This is a genomic window from Nonomuraea mesophila (assembly GCF_004352805.1).
GTDB lineage: Bacteria > Actinomycetota > Actinomycetes > Streptosporangiales > Streptosporangiaceae > Nonomuraea > Nonomuraea longispora.
In genome coordinates this window covers 23,514-41,713 of sequence record NZ_SMLD01000076.1, presented here as the reverse complement: position 1 = coordinate 41,713, position 18,200 = coordinate 23,514, and the positions used below count along the sequence as shown (strand labels likewise).

Annotated in this window: 12 protein-coding genes and 1 pseudogene; 3 read left to right on the top strand and 10 right to left on the bottom strand. The window is 72.6% G+C overall.

Translation table 11 applies throughout. From position 1 onward, the window contains the following. Positions 1-3,392, top strand: a pseudogene (locus tag E1295_RS48980) (hypothetical protein); the annotation flags it as partial. Between the two features lie 15 nt (positions 3,393-3,407). Here E1295_RS48980 and E1295_RS26160 read toward each other — a convergent pair. From E1295_RS26160 to E1295_RS26140, 5 genes are read right to left on the bottom strand one after another with little or no spacing between them, the layout of a single operon-like run. Beyond that, positions 3,408-4,994, bottom strand: a complete 1,587-nt coding sequence (locus E1295_RS26160; protein WP_132633635.1) for an acyl-CoA synthetase — start codon at positions 4,992-4,994, stop codon at positions 3,408-3,410. Between the two features lie 43 nt (positions 4,995-5,037). Further along, a complete protein-coding gene (locus tag E1295_RS26155) occupies positions 5,038-6,186 on the bottom strand; it encodes a thiolase domain-containing protein (protein ID WP_132633633.1) in 1,149 nt (382 codons plus the stop codon). Continuing rightward, a complete protein-coding gene (locus E1295_RS26150; RefSeq protein ID WP_132633631.1) occupies positions 6,186-7,205 on the bottom strand; it encodes a thiolase domain-containing protein in 1,020 nt (339 codons plus the stop codon). The genes E1295_RS26155 and E1295_RS26150 overlap by 1 nt, the downstream gene beginning before the upstream one ends. Then, entirely contained in the window at positions 7,202-8,101 is a 900-nt protein-coding gene (locus tag E1295_RS26145) for a Zn-ribbon domain-containing OB-fold protein (protein WP_246080361.1), read from the bottom strand. Before E1295_RS26145 ends, E1295_RS26150 begins: the two co-directional genes overlap by 4 nt. Next, positions 8,091-9,638, bottom strand: coding sequence for an acyl-CoA synthetase (locus E1295_RS26140; RefSeq protein ID WP_132633629.1), 1,548 nt, complete (start codon positions 9,636-9,638; stop codon positions 8,091-8,093). The genes E1295_RS26145 and E1295_RS26140 overlap by 11 nt, the downstream gene beginning before the upstream one ends. Before the next feature lie 185 nt (positions 9,639-9,823). On the opposite strand from E1295_RS26140, the gene E1295_RS26135 reads away from it, so the two are divergent. Beyond that, the gene (locus E1295_RS26135; protein WP_132633627.1) at positions 9,824-10,633 is read left to right on the top strand and encodes a crotonase/enoyl-CoA hydratase family protein; all 810 of its coding nucleotides are present in this window, start codon (positions 9,824-9,826) and stop codon (positions 10,631-10,633) included. Here E1295_RS26135 and E1295_RS26130 read toward each other — a convergent pair. Continuing rightward, positions 10,630-11,736 carry an NAD(P)H-dependent flavin oxidoreductase gene (locus tag E1295_RS26130; RefSeq protein WP_132633625.1) on the bottom strand — a complete coding sequence of 369 codons (1,107 nt, stop codon included), beginning with the start codon at positions 11,734-11,736 and terminating at the stop codon, positions 10,630-10,632. The genes E1295_RS26135 and E1295_RS26130 overlap by 4 nt on opposite strands. A gap of 227 nt (positions 11,737-11,963) precedes the next feature. Here E1295_RS26130 and E1295_RS26125 point away from each other — a divergent pair, with 227 nt between their 5' ends. Continuing rightward, the gene (locus E1295_RS26125; RefSeq protein WP_132633623.1) at positions 11,964-13,325 is read left to right on the top strand and encodes a carotenoid oxygenase family protein; all 1,362 of its coding nucleotides are present in this window, start codon (positions 11,964-11,966) and stop codon (positions 13,323-13,325) included. A gap of 58 nt (positions 13,326-13,383) precedes the next feature. Here E1295_RS26125 and pgfA read toward each other — a convergent pair whose 3' ends face one another. The 4 genes from pgfA to E1295_RS26105 form a co-directional block, all read right to left on the bottom strand. Then, on the bottom strand, positions 13,384-14,298 hold the full coding sequence (gene pgfA / locus E1295_RS26120; protein ID WP_132633621.1) for a cell envelope lipid trafficking protein PgfA: 915 nt from the start codon (positions 14,296-14,298) through the stop codon (positions 13,384-13,386). Positions 14,299-14,457: 159 nt separating this feature from the next. Continuing rightward, positions 14,458-15,819: an acyl-CoA carboxylase subunit beta gene (locus tag E1295_RS26115; protein ID WP_132633649.1), complete on the bottom strand. Its 1,362-nt coding sequence runs from the start codon at positions 15,817-15,819 to the stop codon at positions 14,458-14,460. 55 nt (positions 15,820-15,874) lie between these two features. After that, positions 15,875-17,029 (bottom strand): ABC transporter permease, encoded by a 1,155-nt coding sequence (locus tag E1295_RS26110; protein WP_220448894.1) that lies wholly within the window; start codon positions 17,027-17,029, stop codon positions 15,875-15,877. Beyond that, complete coding sequence (locus E1295_RS26105; protein WP_132633619.1) at positions 17,026-18,195, bottom strand: ABC transporter permease; 1,170 nt, start codon at positions 18,193-18,195, stop codon at positions 17,026-17,028. Before E1295_RS26105 ends, E1295_RS26110 begins: the two co-directional genes overlap by 4 nt. Positions 18,196-18,200 lie beyond the last annotated feature (5 nt).

Here is an 18,200-nt window from a genome sequence, read left to right as displayed (position 1 = left end):
GCCGCAACCCGCCCCGCAACCCCGGGGCCGGCGGGGCGGTGTCGTCGGCCCCGGGGTTGCGGGGCGGGTTGCGGCCGTTCGGTTTCCCGGTCGGCGGCACGGAGTTCCCGACGACGGACGCCGTCGCGGCGCCCGCGCCCATGATGCGGTTCGACGGGCCGGATCCCGCGGCGGTGCCCGAGCTGGCCGCGTACCTCGCCAGGGCCGCCACCGCCGCAGTCGAGCACGTGACCCCGACGAGCAGGGACGTCGCCCATCGGCTCCACCTTCTCGCCGCCTGGCTGGAAGCGCGGGACAGACCGGCCGACGCCCTGGTTCCGGCTGCTGAGGCCGCCGTACGGTTGCGCGGCCTGGCCGCCGAGGAGCCCGGGTTGCGGTCCATGCTGGCGGAGACCGCGGGCCTGCTGGCCAGGCTTCATGCGCGGCTGGACGACCTGGACGCCGCCACCCGTACCGCGGCGGAGGCCGTACGGAATCTGCGTGCTTTGACCGCGCTGGACCCGGGCGAGCACCGCGCCCGCCTGACCGGGCAGCTGGCGGCGCTGGGCGAGTTGCTGCTGGCCGACGACCGGCCGGAGGCGGCGCTCGGCCCGTTGCAGGAGTCCGTGTGCCTGGCGGCGGACGAGCGCACCTTGGCGCAGGCGAACGCCCGGCGGCTGCTCGGCCTGTGCCTGGACGAGCTCGGCCGGACCGCCGACGGCGCAGCGCAACTGGAACGCGCCGCCGGACTGTACGAGGGCGATCGTCCGGGGCTTGTGGCCGGGGTGCGGGTCAGGTTGGGGCGGATGCGTACGGCGACGGACGGGCACGGTGGTGGGCGGCCCTGGCTGCTGGCGATGGTCGCCCGCGATCCCGGGCAGGCCGTGGCGGGTGCGGAGCGGCGCCTGGCGGAGTGCAGGCAGTCGGTCGAGAGCGCGGGCGTGCCTGGGCTGGAGGAGATCCACGCCTACCTGGCCGCGCAGGCGACGCTCGCCCGCGCCTGGGCGGACGCGGGACGGGCCGGGGACGGTTTGGCGCTGGCGTCGCAGGCGGCCGAGCTGCTGCAGCGCTATCCCGTACCGGATCGGCCGCGCACGATCGCCGTGGGCATGGTCGAGGCGGCGCTCGGCCGCTCGCTCGCCGGGCTCGGCCGCCACGAGGAGGCCGTTGCGCACCTGCAGACCGCGGTCGAGTCCTACGAGCCGCATACCGGTACGAGCTCCGCGTTCCGGACGGAGTTGGCGGAGCTGCTCATTCTGGAGACCGTCGCGCTGTCCCGTGCCGGTCGCCCATCGGACGCGGAGGCCGCCGCCGACCGGCTGGCCGGGTTGTACGAGGGGCTCGTGGCGGACGGGCTCCATGCTCCCCCGGCGCTCGCGGGGGCGCTGCGGCTGCAGGCCGGCATGCGCTTGGCCGGCGGGGACGCCGAGGGCGCGCTGCAGTCGGTCACCCGGGCGCTCGAACTGACCGGCGACACCCCCGGCCTGCCGGCCGCCACCTGCCTGGAGCTGGGCGGACTGTGCCTGGCCGAACTCGGCCGGCGGGACGCCGCCAGGGAGAAGCTCGCCCAAGGGGCGGCGTCGTGGGTGGAGGACGGCCGGGTGCCGCCCGATCTCGTCGACGTGCACGTGGCGGCCATGGTCACGCTGGCCGAGCTGGGTGGCACGGAGGACGAGCCCGCCGCCGGGGCGGCCCTGTGGCTCCGGATCCTCGGCATGCGGCCGTTGCCGGGGACGGACGTACTGGAACGCCTGGTCGAGGCTCTGGCCGGTGTCTCGGACGACATTCCGGACCTGCTGCCGGCGCTGCCGGCGTTCACCGACGCCCTTGAGCGCGAGGCGCCACTGAACGGCGCCGGCCTGGAGCTGCACGCGGCGTACGGGCGCTGCCTGTCGGGGTTCAGCGACACGGCCGCGCGGGCGGGGGACGACGGGACCGCGCGCGTGGCCGCCGAACTGGCCGTGCGCGTGCACCGGAACCTCGCCGCCGCATCGGAGGCGTACCGTACGGAGCTCGGCCTGGCTCTGGCCGCCCTCGCCAGGCTCGGCCCCGCCGACCTCGCCGTCATGGAGCAGGCCATCGACCTTCTCGGCGCCACCGGTGGTCCTGCCGGACAACCGGACGACCCGCTCCGCCGCGCCGGCCCGGTGCTGGTCGACGTGCTGAACCGTTACGCCGTCCGGCTGCTTGAGGACGGCCGGGCCGTCGAGGCCCTGGCGTACTGCGAGCGCGCCGCCGACCTCTGCGACGAACTGGACGACCCGGGACTCGCCGCCGCCACCTACTGCAGGCTCGGTACCGGCCTGGTCGTGCTGGATCGTCCGCAGGCCGCACTGGAGGCGATCACCTGGTCCCTGGCCGAACTGGACCGCGCCGAACCGGACCGCCCCGAGCTTCTGCGGGTGCGGGCCGAGGCCGTCCGGGTGCGGGGGAAGGTGCTGCGAGGGTTCGGGAGGAGTCAGGAGGCGCTGGGGCACCTGGTGGAGGCGCTGGAGCTGTTCACCCGGCTGTCCGACGCCCAGGACGCCGCCGAGACCGCCGCGACGATCGCCGACGACCTGCTGGCGTCGGGGCGGGCAGAGGAGGCCGCGGAGTACGCCAGGACCGCCACCACCGCGTACGCCCCCGGCACCGTCAAGCACGCGCTGGCCACCCAGCGCCTGGCCAGGTGCCACCTGATGCTCGGCCGGCTCCCCGAGGCCAACGAGCTCGTGGAAGGGTTGATCCCGCTGGCCAGGCGGTACCCGGGCGACCTCACGTACCGGGCGATCCTCGCCGACTCGCTGGCGCAGAGCTCGGAGCTGCTGCCCCTGCTGCGGCTGGACGGCGGGACGGAGGCGGAGGCCAGGGCCCGTGAGGCGGTCGCCGTCTACGACGAGTTGCTGGCCGCGGGTATGGACGCGCAGGCCCTGTACACGGGCCGCGCGGGCGCGTGCCTGACGCTGGCCTCCGCGCTCAGGATGCAGGGCATGGCCGCCGAGGCCATCCAGCCGCTGCGGGAGGCGGTAGCGGCGCTCGAACGCCACGGTCCCGGTCACGCCCTGCTGGTGGAGCTGCTGTCCAGGGCGATGCTCATGCTGGGCGACGCCCTCATGGAGGCGGGCCGGGCACTTGAGGCCGGGCTGGTCTTCCACCGGGCCACGCAGGTGACGCGGGACACGATGTCCAGGGCGGTGGCGCACGCCAGGCTCGGCCTCTGCCAGGAGGAGCTGGCCAGGGACGACGCCGCCGACGCCGCGCTGCGGGTCTCGGCGGAGCTGCTCCACGGCCTGCCGGTCACCGGACGCGACGGAGGGCCGGCCGAGCTGCTGCGTGACGTGCTGCACGGCCGGTTGCGCCTCATGGAGCGGGCCGGGGATGACGACGAGGCGAAGGCGATCAAGGAGGAGCTGCGCCGCCTCGCCCGCTCGTGACCTCCGAAACCGGGGTCACGCGCCGCCGCCCTCCACCGTCTCCCGTGCCCAGCGGTAGTCGGCCTTGCCCGCCGGTGAACGCACCATCTCCGCGACGAACGCGTACGAACGCGGCACCTTGTACCCGGACAGCAGTTTCCTGCAGTGCGCGTCCAGTTCCTCCTCCGTGAGCTCGGCGCCCTCCCGCGGCTCGACCACGGCCGCGACCCTGCTCCCCCAGCGTTCGTCGGGCACCCCGGTCACCACCGCGTCGAACACGGACGGATGCCCCTTCAGCACCGCCTCGACCTCCTCGGGGAACACCTTCTCCCCGCCGGTGTTGATGCACTGCGAGCCGCGGCCGAACACGTTCACGGTGCCGTCGGTCCCGACGGTCGCGAGGTCGCCGGTGAGCAGCCAGCGGGTGCCCTCGTCGTCGGTGACGAACGTGCGGGCCGTCTTGGCGGGGTCGTTGTAGTAGCCGAACGCCACCCGCCCCGACCGCGCCACCGTCCCCATCTGCCCGGAGCCGGGTTCGACGGGCCGCAGCCGCTCGTCGAGCACGGCCAGCCTGACCACGGCGTTGGGCTGGTAGCGCAGGCCCTTCTCCGGCGAGGAGCCGGCCACGCCCGACGCCGTGTAGCCGGACTCGGTGGAGCCGAAGTTGTCCAGGATCATCACGTTGGGCAGTAATTCCTGCAGCCGGTCGCGTACGGCACCGGACAGGATGGCCCCGGTCGAGCTGATCACGACGAGCGAGGAGACGTCGTGGCCGCCGCCCTCCAGCTCGTCCGCCAGCGGCCTGGCCATGGCGTCGCCGGTGATGTTCAGGGTGAACACCCGTTCCCGCTCGACCGTCCGGCAGACCTCGGAGGCGTCGAACTTGCGGACGTACACCATGGTGGAGCCCATCCACCAGGCGATGAACGTGGCCATCTGCGCGGCCCCGTGCATGAGCGGGGGCGCGGCCATCATCACCATCGGAGCGGCCTTGACCGCCTCGTCGACGACCTCCTGCGGGGTGGCGCGCGGCTCGCCGTACGGGTTGCCGCCGCCGAAGCCCATGAACAGGTCCTCGACGTGCCACATCGCGCCCTTGGGCAGGCCGGTGGTGCCGCCGGTGTAGATGATGTACACGTCCTGGCCGGAGCGCGTCGGGAAGCCCCGTTCGGGCTTGCCGCGTTCGAGAGCCGTCGCGTACGGCACCGCGGAGCCGATCGCCGACGGCCCGCCGGCCGCGACCAGGTGCTGGAGCAGCGGCGCCTCGCCGGCCACCGCGCTCACCCGCGGATCGAACTCCACATCGTAGATCAGCGCCCTGATGTCGGAGTCGCGGTAGAGGTAGAGCAGTTCGGCCTCGACGTAGCGGTAGTTGACGTTGATCGGCACGGCCCGGATCTTCAGCGCGGCGAGCAGGGCGGCGACGTACGGGATGCCGTTGTAGAGCTGGATCCCGACGTGCTGGCCCGGCTGGACGCCCAGGTCCGCCAGGTAGTGGGCGAGCCGGTTGGCCTCGGCGTCGAGCTCGGCGTAGGTGCGCCGTTCCTCGCCACAGACGACGGCCGTCCTGTCCCCGATCGTGTCCGCGAGCCCTTCGAACAGGTCAGCGTGGTTGAACTCCATGACGACCTTCCTTCGTCCGGGGTATGCGGGGTGTCCCCGCAGGTCAGGGTCTGTCGCGTCCGACGATCCACATCGCGAAGAACTGGGATCCGCCGCCGTAGGCGTGGCCGAGCGCCGTGCGGGCGCCGTCCACCTGGTGTTCGCCCGCCGTCCCGCGCACCTGCATCGCGGCCTCGGCGAATCTGATCAGCCCCGACGCCCCGATCGGGTTGCTGGACAGCACGCCGCCGGAGGCGTTCCACGGGATGTCGCCGTCGAGTGCCGTGGCGCCCGACTCGGTGAGCTTCCATCCTTCGCCCTGCGCCGCGAACCCCAGGTTCTCCAGCCACATCGGCTCGTACCAGGAGAACGGGACGTACACCTCGGCGACGTCGATGTCGCGGCGCGGGTCGGATACGCCGGCCTGGCGGTAGACGTCGGCCGCGCAGTCCTTGCCCGCCTGGGGGCTGACCGTGTCGCGTCCGGCGCGGAAGATGGGCTCGGAGCGCATGGCCGTGCCGTGCACCCAGGCGGGGGTGCCGGTGACCGCCGACTCCGACGACAACACCATCGCGCAGGCGCCGTCGCTCGACGGGCAGGTCTCCAGGTAGCGGATGGGTTCCCAGAGCATCGGCGTGGACTCGACCATGGCCCGGTCGATGCCGGGGATCCGCAGGTGGGCGTACGGGTTCTTGAGCGCGTTCAGCCGGTCCTTGACCGCGACGAGCGTGCCGATGTGGGCGGGGGCGCCGGACGTGCGCATGTACTCGCGGATGTGCGGCGCGAAGTAGCCGCCCGCGCCCACGACCAGCGACGCGCTGAACGGCAGGTGGGTGGAGAGCGCCCAGGTGGCGTTGGACTCCGACTGTTTCTCGAACGCCACGACCAGCACCCGTTCGTGCACCCCGCCCTGGATCAGCGAGGCGCCGACGAGCGCCGTCGAGCCGCCGACGCTGCCCGCGGTGTGCACGCGCATCATCGGCTTGCCCGCCGCGCCGAGCGCGTCCGCCAGGTACGACTCCGGCATCATCACGCCCTCGAACAGGTCGGGCGCCTTGCCGATGACGACGGCGTCGATGTCCTTGAACTCCAGCCCGGCGTCCTCCAGCGCCCGCAGCGCCGCCTCGCGTACGAGCCCGGCGATCGACACGTCTCTGCGCTTGCTGCGGTAGCGCGTCTGCCCGATGCCGATGACGGCACAACGCTCACCCATCACGCCTCCAGTACGGTGACGAGGTTCTGCTGCAGGCAGGGGCCGCCGGCGGCGTGCCCGACGGTGCGGCGGGCGGCGCCGTCGTGGATGCGCCGCGCGGCCTCGCCGATGCGGATGAGCCCCGTGGCCATGACCGGGTCGGCGGACTGCGGGCCGCCGGACGGGTTGATCACGGTGTCGCCGGGCAGCCCGAGCGCTTCCCGCAGGATGACCTCCTCGTGCGGGAAGCGGGCGTGCAGCTCCGCCACCTCGACGGGGCCCTTGCCGACCCCCGCGGCGCGGGCGGCGTCGGCGGCGGAGGCCGACCGGGCCAGGTCGCGCATGCCCAGGTAGTGGGGTTCCGTGCGGTGGGCGATGCCGCGGATGTAGGCGGGCCTGGGGTTCAGCCGGCTCGCCAGGTCGCCCGTGGCGAGCACGATCGCGGCGGCGCCGTCGGTCACGGGCGGGACGTCCGTCGCTTTGAGCGGCCGCACCGCGACCTCCTCACCCTCGGGGTCGGGCAGGTCCAGCGCGTACGGGTTGCGCCGCCCGTCCGCCCGGCCGCGCCTGACGATCTCGTCCAGCTCGGCCCGGTCCGCGCCGACGGCGTTCGCCTGGAGCGCTGCGTAGGAGAGCTGGTCGAGCCCGAGCGGCGCCAAATAGTACGGGTCCAGCTGCAGGGTCATGATCGTCGGCAGGTCGCCCAGCGACGACTTGCCGAAGCCGTAGACGAGGGCCGAGTCGATGTCGCCGTGCTGGAGGCGTACCCAGGCCTCGTACAGCGCCCAGGCGCCGTCCATCTCGACGTGGCTCTCGGAGATGGGCGGCCAGGCGGCGAGCGCGTCGAGGGCCGACACGAACGAGAACGGGGCGCCGGCCAGGTAGTCGCAGCTTCCTGAGCAGGTGAAGCCGAAGCGTCGCAGCCCGGTGCGCTCCTTGATCTCGTCGATCACGGGCCGGATCAGCTCGGGCTCGGTCAGGCCGGTGTCGTGGCCGGTGTGCCGCGTCTGGGCGAAGGCGACGATGGCTACGTCTCTCATGGCTGCTCCACGTCGGGCTCGCCGGTGGGGGCGAACCAGCGGATGTTCGCCATGGACGCCGTGCGTTCGTGCTCGGGGACCCACACGGCCTTGACGCGCATGCCCTGGCGTACCTCGTGTGCGGGTACGTCCCCGATCAGGGCGATCATGGGGATGTCGCTGCCGTCGAGCAGGATGTACGCCGACACGAACGGCACCTCGGGGGCGCGCGGGTCGGGCAGGTTGTTGATGGCGAACGTGGTGATCGTCCCGGTGTCGGGGAGTTCGAGCGTCTCCGGGATGGCGCTGCCGCATTCGGGGCAGGTCAGCCGGTACGGCACGTACACCTTGGCACAGGTGTCGCACCGGCCGCCGAGCAGGACGCCGCGTTCGACGCCGCGCAGGAAGACGCGGAGCGCGCCGCCCGCCTGGAGGCGGTATTCGGTGCGTACGTCGGCCACGATCTCGGTCACCTCGGGCACGAAACACGCGAGGTCGGTGATCTGCCCGGTGGGGCGGTCGTTCCAGACGGGCCAGACCCGCATGCCCTCCCGCACCTTCTTGGGGTCGCCCGCGTCCACGGCGTGCACGAGCGCGGTGTCGGCGCCGTCGAGCCTGATCAGCGCCCACGCGAAGGGCCGGTCGAGCGGGTGGCCGGGGCGCGGCTCGGGCACGAACGCCCACGTCGTGACCGTCCCCGCCGGGCCGACCTCGACGAACTCGCCGGTGACCGGTTCGCCCGTCATGGGGTCGTACTCGAGGGGCGGGACGAGTACTTTGCCCTCCTTCGTGCGCACCCCGACGATGCGGCGGGCGCGCAACTCGCTGAGGAAGCGGCCGATCACCGGGCCCGTGGAGCGGGTGTAGCCGCCGGGGAACTCCAGGACGTGCTGGGCGACCAGCGGATCAGATGGCACGGTCGTGTCCCTCCCAGTACGGGGCGCGTAGCTTGCGTTTGAGCAGCTTGCCGTTGGGTTCGCGGGGCATCTCCGCGATGAAGTCGACGGTCTTCGGCCACTTCATCCTGGCCAGGCGGCCCTCCAGCGACGCGAGCAGTTCGGCGGCCAGCTCCGGCCCCGGCTCCACGCCGGGCGCGGGCTCGACCACGGCCTTGATCTGCTCGCCCCACTCCTCGTCCGGGATGCCGAACACGGCGACGTCCGCCACCTTCGGGTGGACCATGAGCTCGTTCTCGATCTCGGCCGGGTAGATGTTGGCGCCACCCGAGATGATCATGTCGGCCCTGCGGTCGCAGAGGTAGAGGAAGCCGTCCTCGTCCAGGTAGCCGATGTCGCCGACGGTGAAGTAGTCGTCGAGCCGGTTGGCGGCGGTCTTGCCGGGATCGCCCTTGTACTCGAACGGCACGCCCATCATCTTCATGTAGATCGTCCCCGGGGTGCCGGCCGGCACCGGCTCGCCCTGGTCGTCCACGACGAGCAGCTCGCTGATGGGCCAGGCGGAGCCCACTGTGCCGGGGTGCGCCTTCCAGCCCTCGGGCGTGGCCAGGGTGCCGCCGCCCTCGGTGGCCGCGTAGTACTCGTACACGCAGTCGCCCCACCACTCGAACATGGCCCACTTCACCGGGACCGGGCAGGGCGCGGCGGCGTGGATCATCCACCTGAGCGAGGACAGGTCGTACGCGCGCCGGGTCTCCTCGGGCAGCGCGAGGAGCCGCTTGAAGTGGGTCGGGACCATGTGGGAGCTGGTGACGCGGTGCCGTTCGCACAGCCGCAACATCTCCTCGGCGTCCCACCGGTCCATGTAGACGAGCGTGTGGCCCATGTGCAGGGCGGTCCCGCCGAACTGGGTCACCGCCGTGTGGTAGCTCGGCGAGGTCACCAGGTGGACGTTGGGGCGGCCGGGCGTGACGCCGAACAACCCGAGCAGGCCCGTCATCAGCTCGGCCGACTCGTCGGGGTCGAGCCCGCTCAGGTGACGGCGGACGCCCTTCGGCTTGCCGGTGGTGCCCGAGGTGTAGTGCATGGTGGCGCCGGCGGTGCGGTCCTCGGGCGCGGTGCCGGGCCGCCCGTCGGTCAGCTCGCGGGCCGGGCGGAAGCCGGCGGCCCGGTCGCCCAGGACGAACCTGCGCTCGGGCTCGATGGCCTCGGCGCCCCTCGCCCCCTCCTGGAGGAACCGCGGGTGCACGAAGAAGGCCTTCGCCTCGCTGTCGGACACGATGTACGCGATCTCGGGGCCGGTCAGGTGCCAGTTGACCGGGGTGTAGTACCACCCGGCCTGCAGCGCGGCCAGGTAGAGGACGAGACCGTCGGCTCCGTTGGGTGCCAGGCCGCAGATGCCGTCGCCGGGCTTCAGCCCGAGGCCGCGCAGGCCGTGCACGAGCCGGTTGGAGCGGGCGAGCAGGTCACCGGCGCGGTGCTCCGTACCGTCGGGGTCCACGGCCGCGATCCATCCGGGGTCGGCCTGCGCGAGCCTCCAGAAACCGAGCGTGCCCATGCACTTCCCCCTGTCCAGGGCCTCCACGCCGTGGAGGCGGGTCGGTTCGCCTTCGATGCCGCCGCCTTCCCCGCTCCGTCATGTCACGGGGGGCCAAATAGGAACCTGTTCTCGTTTGATAGGGGGAGCGTATCCTGGGGCGAAAGTTCGTAGCAAGCGCTTGATACAGCGATTCGGAGGCATCCGTGGAGCTCCTGCCGATCAGCACTCCCCACTGCCGGGTCGAACGCGACGGCCACGTCCTGACCGTCACCATGAACCGGCCGGAGGCCCGCAACGCCCTCTCCTCCGACATGCTGGTCGGCCTCGCCTCGGCCTGGGCGTACTTGTCGGCCGAGCCGGAGATCCGGGTCGCGATCCTCACCGGCGCCGAGGGCACCTTCTGCTCGGGGGCCGACCTCAAAGCCATGGGACAACAGTCCACCGATCCGGAGGTCCAGTCCAGGGCCGCGCGGATCCCCAACTTCCACTGGAAAGGGCTGCTGCGCGAGGACCTGCCCACCAAACCGGTCATCAGCGCGGTCGAGGGACACGCGGTCGCGGGCGGCACGGAACTGCTGGTGGGCACCGACCTGCGGATCGTGGCGGAGTCGGCCACGCTGGGCCTGTTCGAGGCCAGACGCGGCCTGTTCCCCATGGGCGGCAGCGCCGTACGGCTGCCCCGGCAGATCCCGTACTGCCACGCCATGGACCTGCTCCTCACGGGCCGCCCGGTCACGGCGGCGGAGGCGCTGTCGATGGGCCTGGTCAACCGGGTGGTGCCCGACGGGCAGGCGCTCACGGCCGCCCGCGAACTGGCCGCGGACGTCGCCGCATCGGGCCCGCTGGCCGTGCAGGCGATCCTGCGCACCTACCGCGACACGCTCGGCCTGGCCGAGCCCGACGCGCTGAAGGTGTCGGACGAGCTCGGCTGGCCGGTGATCGGCTCGGAGGACGCCAAGGAGGGCACCCTCGCCTTCCGCGAGAAGCGTGCGCCGCTCTACCGCGCCCGCTAGTCCCCGGTGATGCGACCGAGGCGTTCCAGCGCCTCGGCGTACTCCTCCACCAGCCCGAACACCACGTCCTTCGTCGACCTGACCTGGTTGGTCACGCCGATGACCTGGCCGGCGGGGAACGTGGCCAGCTCCGAGACGTCCGAACGGCCGATGCGGCGCAGCGCGTCCGACACCAGCATGAACTGCAGCGGCATCGGCAGCGTGCCCGGCGACTCCTCCGACTCCCAAGCCTCGGTCCACTCGTTCCTGAGCAGCCGCGCCGGCTTGCCGGTCCAGCTGCGCGAGCGCACCGTGTCCCTGGACGTGGCCGCCAGGATGCGCTGCTTGGCCATCTCCGGCGTGTCCGCCTCCTCGACCGTGAGCCACAGGGATCCGGTCCACACGCCCTCCGCCCCCAGCGCCATCCCCGCCGCCATCTGGCGGCCGTTCCCGATGCCGCCCGCCGCCAGCACGGGCACGTCCACGGCGTCCACCACCTGCGGGATCAGCACCATCGTGGAGATCTCACCGGTGTGCCCGCCGGCCTCCGTGCCCTGCGCGACCACGACGTCCACGCCGACCTCGACCTGCTTGAGCGCGTGGCGGGGCGTCGAGGCGAGCGCGGCGACCTTGACGCCCCGCGCGTGGGCGAGGTCCACCACGTCGGCGGGCGGCGGGCCGAGCGCGTTGGCCAGCAGCGCGATCGGGTGCCGCAGAGCCACCTCGACCTGCGGCCTGGCCGTGGCGTCCGTCCAGCCGAGCAGCACCCGCCCCGGGTCGGCGTCCGAGGACAACGGCGGCACGCCGTGCCTGGACAGCAGGTCCTCCACGAACGCGCGGTGCCCGTCGGGGATCATCGACTGGAGGCGGCCGACCAGTTCCTCGGCGGCGAAGTCCGCGCCCTCGTACGACGCCGGCATGACGACGTCCACACCGTACGGCCTGCCGTCCACGTGGTCGTCGATCCACTTGAGCTCCATCTCGAGCTCTTCCGGCGTGAAGTAGAGCGCCCCCAGCACCCCCATGCCGCCCGCGCGGCTGACGGCGGCCACCACGTCCCTGCAGTGGCTGAAGGCGAAGATCGGGAGCTCGATTCCGAACATGTCCGTGACCCGTGTCCGCATGAGCCGACGATAAGCCGGAGGTTCCGCGAACTGCAACGCGTTCTACTCTAGAATCTTCGCTCTGTCCCGCCCCGGGACAGCGGGCCATTGACGTGCGGCGAAGATCGTCGTACAAGTGTGGCAACGGCGTCCACGGATTCCTCCCACCCGTCCGAGGCGCGCGGCGCGACCCGGCGCCGTCCGTTCCTCGTGCGCACCCGCATCCGCTGGACGAGAGGAACCCGACCGTGGCCACGACCCCCTTCGCAGGCGCGCTGGCTCCGGTGACCGAAGAGGTCACCGCCTACGACCTCGAGGTCACCGGCCGCATCCCGGCCGAGCTGAACGGCCGCTATCTCCGCAACGGCCCCAACCCGCTCAGCCTCGGCGACCTGAGCGCCACCCGCCTGTTCGTGGGCGAGGGCATGATCCATGGCGTGCGGCTGCGCGACGGCCGCGCCGAGTGGTACCGCAACCGCTGGGTGCGCAACGCCGAGGTCGCCCGCCGGCTCGGCGAGCGGCCGAGGCCAGGACCCGTCCACGCCGGCATGGACTTCGCGGCCAACACCCACGTCATCGGGCTGGCCGGACGCACGTTCGCCACCGTCGAGGCGGGGGCGCTGCCGTACGAGCTGAGCTACGAGCTCGACACCATCGGACCGTGCGACTTCGACGGCGGACTGCCCGGCGGCTTCGCCGCCCACACGCACGCCGACCCGGCCACCGGGGAGTTGCACGCCGTGGCCTACTTCTACGGCTGGGAGCACCACCAGCACCTCGTGATCGACCCCCAGGGCACGGTGACGCAGGTGCGCCACGTCCCGATCGCCGACGCGCCGATGGTGCACGACTTCGCCCTCACCGAACGGTACGTCGTGATCTACGACCTGCCCGTGACGTTCAGCATGGCCCGCGCCGCGAGGGGCGCCCCGCTGCCGTACGCGTGGAACGACGCCCACGCCGCCCGGCTGGGCCTGCTCTCCCGCGCGACGGGCGAGGTGCGGTGGTTCGAGGTGGAGCCGTGCTGGGTGTTCCACACGCTCAACGCCTACGACGACGGCGACGAGGTGGTGGTCGACGTGGTCCGCTACCCGAAGCGGTTCGTGCGCGCGCAACTGGACCGGGGCGGCGCGCCCACGCTCGACCGGTGGCGGATCGACCCCGGGCCGGGCAAGGTCTCCGAGACGCGGCTGGACGACCGGCCGCAGGAGTTCCCGCGCATGGACGAGCGCCGCACCGGCCGCCCCTACCGCTACGGCTACACCTCGGCCACCGCCGACCTGTACGACGCGATCTACCCCACCGACGCCGAGCCCGAGGACCTGCCCGACGAGGCGTTCGACAACCTGCTCATCAAGCACGACCTGGAGCGCGGCACGCAGGAGGCGCGGCAGGTCGGGCGGGGCGCGTACGTGGGCGAGCCGCTGTTCGTCGCCTCAGGCGAGACCGAGGACGACGGCTACGTGCTGTCTTTCGTCAACAACCCGGCCAGGGGAGCGGCCGACCTCGTGATCCTGTCCGCGCAGGACTTCACCGGCGCGCCCGTCGCCACGATCCACCTGCCGGCCCGGATCCCGCTCGGCTTCCACGGGAACTGGATCGCCGACTGAGCAGCGGGCGGTCCCCCGCCGTCCAGCGACACCCGCCGCCTCCAGCGATCCCCCGCCGTCAGGCCTCCCGCGGCCGGAGGCGGGACACGACGAGCGCGGCGGCGATCGCCAGCAGCCCGAGCACCAGCAGCACGACCGGGATGGTCACCTTGAGCAGCGTGATCTGGTTCTTGGCGGCGGTGGCCTTGCCCACCAGTTCCTCCACCGTCTCCGGGGTGAACGTGACGTCGGCGACCAGGGCCTTGCTGCGCTCGACGCCGTCCTGGGTCTTGAACGTCTCGTTGCGGCTGATGTCCTGCTTGACCACGCCGCCGGTCATGGGCTCCACGTAGTGCGTGTCGACGCTCTCGTACCATCGGTCGAGCTTGACCTCGCCCTTCTCGTCGAGGCCGACGAACGACCCGGGAAGGTTCACGGTGTCGATCTTGGTCGGCGGCACCTTCAGCTGGAACTTGTAGACGGGCAGCCCGTCCACGGTGTCCTCGCCGACGAAGGTGGCCTCGTAGGCGCCCTTGGCCGTCTGGTTGTAGAACTTGTAGGTCTTCTTCTCCACGCCGATCGGATAGAGGTAGATCTGCCCCTCCAGCTCCACCGGCTCCTCGTTGACCCTGGTGCCGCAGCAGGAGACGCCGACGCCGGTGCGCCGGTCGAACGCGCTGCGCCGCTCGGAGATGTCGATCTGCCTCTTGTGGGTGACGTCGTCCACCACGGTGAACTCGTCCCACACCACGCGGGAGTCGGTGGCCTGCGCCACGTCACCACGGGTGGTGATGATCATCCTCAGGTCGGCGGTCACCACCTTGCCCTCGGCGACGGAGAAGTACTGGGCGTCCTTGGCCTCCAGTTCGCTCTCCTGGTACTGGTCGGCCGGCGACACGAGGACCTTGTCGGCCACCCAGAACCGGGTCAGACCCGCCGACATGAGCAGGAACGAGGCTACGGCGACAAGGACGAGGACCGGTGTGCGTCCCATTCAGAGACCTCCTGACGTCGGGTCGGAACAACAGTCGTCCCCGAACGGCGAACCACGGTTGAGACTCAGTCGCATGATCGCTACCGGAAAGTAGCATCTGTCGCCATGACATCGCAGCCACTTCCCCGTAACGATCGGAACAGGTTCTACCGACTGTTGTCATAACGGAATGTTGCGGTGCGCGCCACGACCCGGCCGGGCCTCCGCGAGAGCACGCCGGACCGCGCCCCGGGTCTTCGCCGGTTCGACGATCTCGTCCACCACACCCAGCTCGATCGCCCGGCCCAGCCCACCGGTCCGCTCGGCGTGCTCCGCCGCCAGTCCGGCCTCCAGCGAGGCCCGCTCGTGCTCGGGCGCCTGCGCCAGCCGTCGCCGCCCGAGCACCCGCACCGCCGCCGCCGCGCTCATCACCCCGATCTCCGCGCCGGGCCAGGCCAGCACCCGGGTCGCGCCGAGCGCGCGGGAGTTCATCGCGATGTACGCGCCACCGTACGCCTTACGGGTGATCACGGTGACGCGCGGCACCGTGCACTCGGCGAAGGCGTGCACCAGCTTGGCCCCGCGCCGCACCACGCCCTCGTGCTCCTGCCTGGCCCCGGGCAGGTAGCCGGGCACGTCCACCAGCACGACCAGCGGCACGCCGAACGCGTCGCACATGCGCACGAACCGCGCGGCCTTGTCCGCCGACAGGGCGTCCAGGCAGCCGCCCAGGCGCACGGGATTGTTGGCCACCACGCCCACCGTCCGCCCGGCGATCCTGCCCAGCGTGGTGACGATGTTCGGCGCCCACCGGGGGTGCAGCTCCAGGCCCGGCTCGTCCAGCAGGCGTACGACCAGCGGCCGCACGTCGTACGCGCGCCGCGGCGAGTCGGGCAGCAGCCCCGACAGGTCGACGTCCGCGACGTCCGGCCGGATCAGGCCCTGGCGCGCGAGCAGCGTGGCCAGGCGGCGCGTCTCCCGGTAGGCGGCCTCCTCGGTGCCGGCCACCACGTGGGCCACGCCGCTGCGGGTGGCGTGCTGCTCGGGCCCGCCGAGCGTCTCCATGTCCAGCCGCTCCCCGGTCACGCTCTCGACCACGTCGGGGCCGGTGACGAAGAGCCTTCCGGACGCGGCCATCACCACCACGTCGGTCAGCGCGGGACCGTACGCCGCCCCGCCGGCGGCGGGCCCGACCACCACGGACAACTGCGGCACGACCCCCGACGCGCGGGTCATCGCCGCGAAGACCTGGCCCACCCCGTGCAGGGACCCGACGCCCTCCGCGAGCCGGGCGCCGCCCGAGTGCCACACGCCGATGATCGGCAGCCGCTCGCGCAGCGCCAGGTCGTAGGCGCGGACGACCTGCTCGCAGCCTTCACCGCCCAGCGCCCCGCCCTGCACCCTGGCGTCGCAGCAGAACGCCACGACCGGGACGTCGCCGGCCTGCCCCCACGCCACCACGACGTCGCCCGCGCCCGAACCGAGCAGGCGCATCGAGCCGGGATTCAGCAGCCCGGCCAGGCGACCCACCGGGTCTCGCATGTCGGCCGGCGAACCGGGGCTCAGGCCCGCCGGGCCGTCGGAGGTCGACACGTTCTCACCTCGTTCGCAGGACCGAGCGCCGGAACAGGTAAAGCGAGACGGCCGTGACCGCGACCCCCATGGCCAGCAGCACGACGACGGGCGTCATGGCGCCGTCGAGACCCCGCTGCGGCAGCGCCAGCAGCGCGTCCATGGCCCAGGCGTGCGGGAAGACGTGCCCGATGTCCCGTAACAGCGGCGGCACGATGAGCAGCGGCCACATGCACCCGCCCAGCATGCCGAGCACGATGCCGATCGGCGGCCCCAGGGCCGCGGCCTGCAACCCGGTCCCGGCCAGGCCGCCCACCAGCATGGCGACCCCCGTCGAGACCAGGCAGAAGGCCGCCACCACCAGCAGCACGCCGGCGGGCGCCCCCCACTCCACCCCGAACAGCAACGCCGTCACCACCACCACGAGCAGCGCCTGGAGCAGGGCGATCACATAGCGGCTGAGCACCTCGCCGGCCAGCAGCACCCAGGGCCGCACGGGCGCGGCCAGGCTCCGGCGGCTGATGCCCAGCCGCCGCGTCTCCACCAGCGCGCCCGCGACCGCCGCCGAGTTGATGAAGGTGAACAGCACGAGGTTGGCCGGAGCGGTGTAGGCGAACCCGAGCCGCAACGTCTCGGCTCCCGGGACCACGCGCACGTCGGAGAAGATCGGATCGGTCCGGGCCACCACGAGGTCCACCTGCGCGGCCGAGGCGTCGAGCCGCCCGGCCATCCGCTCCGCACCGGCCAGCGCGCCGTACCGGCCGAGCACGGCGTGCACGTTGTTACGGACGACCGCCGCCTCGCCGCTGCCGTCCACCAGGTAGAACGGCAGCCGCATGGCGCGGTCGCCGGCTCCTTCCGGCAGCACCAGGCCGGCCACCAGCGAGCCCTGCCCGATCTGGCGGCGCAGCTCGGCCACCCCGGCGACGCGGACCACGGTCAGCTCGGGATGCTCGGCGAAACGGGCGACCAGCTCGGCCGAGCCCGAGCCCTCGACGACCAGGCCCAGGCGCAGCCGCTGCCCGTCTCCGGCGTGCCCGCCCAGTGCCAGCCCGACCACGACGATGATGACGAACGGCAGGATCACCATGAAGAAGAGCCCGATGCGGTCACGGCCCTGCCGCCGCAGGTTGGCCGCGACCAGCGCGGACAGAACGTGCACGGTTGCCAGACGGCTCACGTGAGCCCCTTCCTGAAGCGCACGGCGACGACCGCCGCGAAGACGACCGCGATGACCGCCAGGGCCAGGAGCGGGCCACCGAGGTCGGCGAGCCCTCCGCCCGTGGTGAGGATGGAGAACCCGCGCGTGGCCCACCCGTTCGGGGTCAGCAGCGAGACCCACTGCATGTACTCCGGCATCCGGTACAGGTTGATCAGATTTCCGCCGAGGACGGCGAAGGTGAAGGCGAGCACGAGCAGCGAGCCCTCCGCCTCGCCACCGGTACGCGGCCCGGAGACCAGCGCCATCGTGATGCCGGTCGCCGCCAGCGCGAACACCGTGAACAGGAGCACGACGCCCAGCGGGTCGCCCCAGTCGGCGCCGAAAAGCAGCACCGACGAACCCCAGGTGACGAGCATGCCGAGCAGCGCGAACAGGAAGCCCACCAGCCCCTTGGCGGCCACCACCGCCAGCGCGGCGACGGGAGCGGCCCGCGTCCGCGCCAGCGTGCCGAGCCGCCGCTCGGCCAGGAGGCTGCGCGCGGCCACGGCCACCGCGAAGAAGCCGAAGAGCAGCGCCATGCCCGGCCCGTAGTAGGCCGCCGCGACGGCCGAACCGCCGGGCATCACGTGCTCGTCCAGCGTCAGCCCCGGCTGCCGCGCATGGTCGCGTTCGGCCTCTGACCTCGCCTCGTCCGCCGGGATGCCGGTGGCCACGGCCACCCTGGCGGCCAGCGTGACGGCGTACACCTCGGCGGAGACCCGCTCCACCACGCCCCTGGCCGCGATGCCGCCGCGCGCGCCCTCGGCCGGGGTGAGGATCGTCAGCGACTGCCCGCCCGACCGCTGCACGGTGGCCGCGAAGCCGCGCGGGAAGATCACCGCCGCTTCGACGTCGCCGTCCCTGAGCGCCTGCTCGGCCGCCTCCTCCGTGGCCAGCATGCGCAGGTCGACCGAGGCCGCGACTTCGGGCGAGCCGGCGATCTCGTCGACGATGAAGGCGGACAACTCGCTGCGGTCCAGGTCCACCACGCCGAGCACGCCGCCGAGCACCGGATCGGCGCGTCCCAGCGCGAAGCTGAACAGCGAGGCCAGCACCACCGGCGCCACCAGGACGACCAGCAGCGCCGTCCAGTCGCGCAGCCGCGCGACCAGCTCCCGGCCGCTCATGACGAGGATGATCCGCATCGCAC

Coding starts and splice junctions, on each gene's coding strand:
- E1295_RS26160 (WP_132633635.1), bottom strand. CDS start 4,994: ATGGAGTTCAACCACGCTGACCTGTTCGAAGGGCTCGCGGACACGATC.
- E1295_RS26155 (WP_132633633.1), bottom strand. CDS start 6,186: ATGGGTGAGCGTTGTGCCGTCATCGGCATCGGGCAGACGCGCTACCGC.
- E1295_RS26150 (WP_132633631.1), bottom strand. CDS start 7,205: ATGAGAGACGTAGCCATCGTCGCCTTCGCCCAGACGCGGCACACCGGC.
- E1295_RS26140 (WP_132633629.1), bottom strand. CDS start 9,638: ATGGGCACGCTCGGTTTCTGGAGGCTCGCGCAGGCCGACCCCGGATGG.
- E1295_RS26130 (WP_132633625.1), bottom strand. CDS start 11,736: ATGCGGACACGGGTCACGGACATGTTCGGAATCGAGCTCCCGATCTTC.
- pgfA (WP_132633621.1), bottom strand. CDS start 14,298: ATGGGACGCACACCGGTCCTCGTCCTTGTCGCCGTAGCCTCGTTCCTG.
- E1295_RS26115 (WP_132633649.1), bottom strand. CDS start 15,819: ATGCGAGACCCGGTGGGTCGCCTGGCCGGGCTGCTGAATCCCGGCTCG.
- E1295_RS26105 (WP_132633619.1), bottom strand. CDS start 18,195: ATGCGGATCATCCTCGTCATGAGCGGCCGGGAGCTGGTCGCGCGGCTG.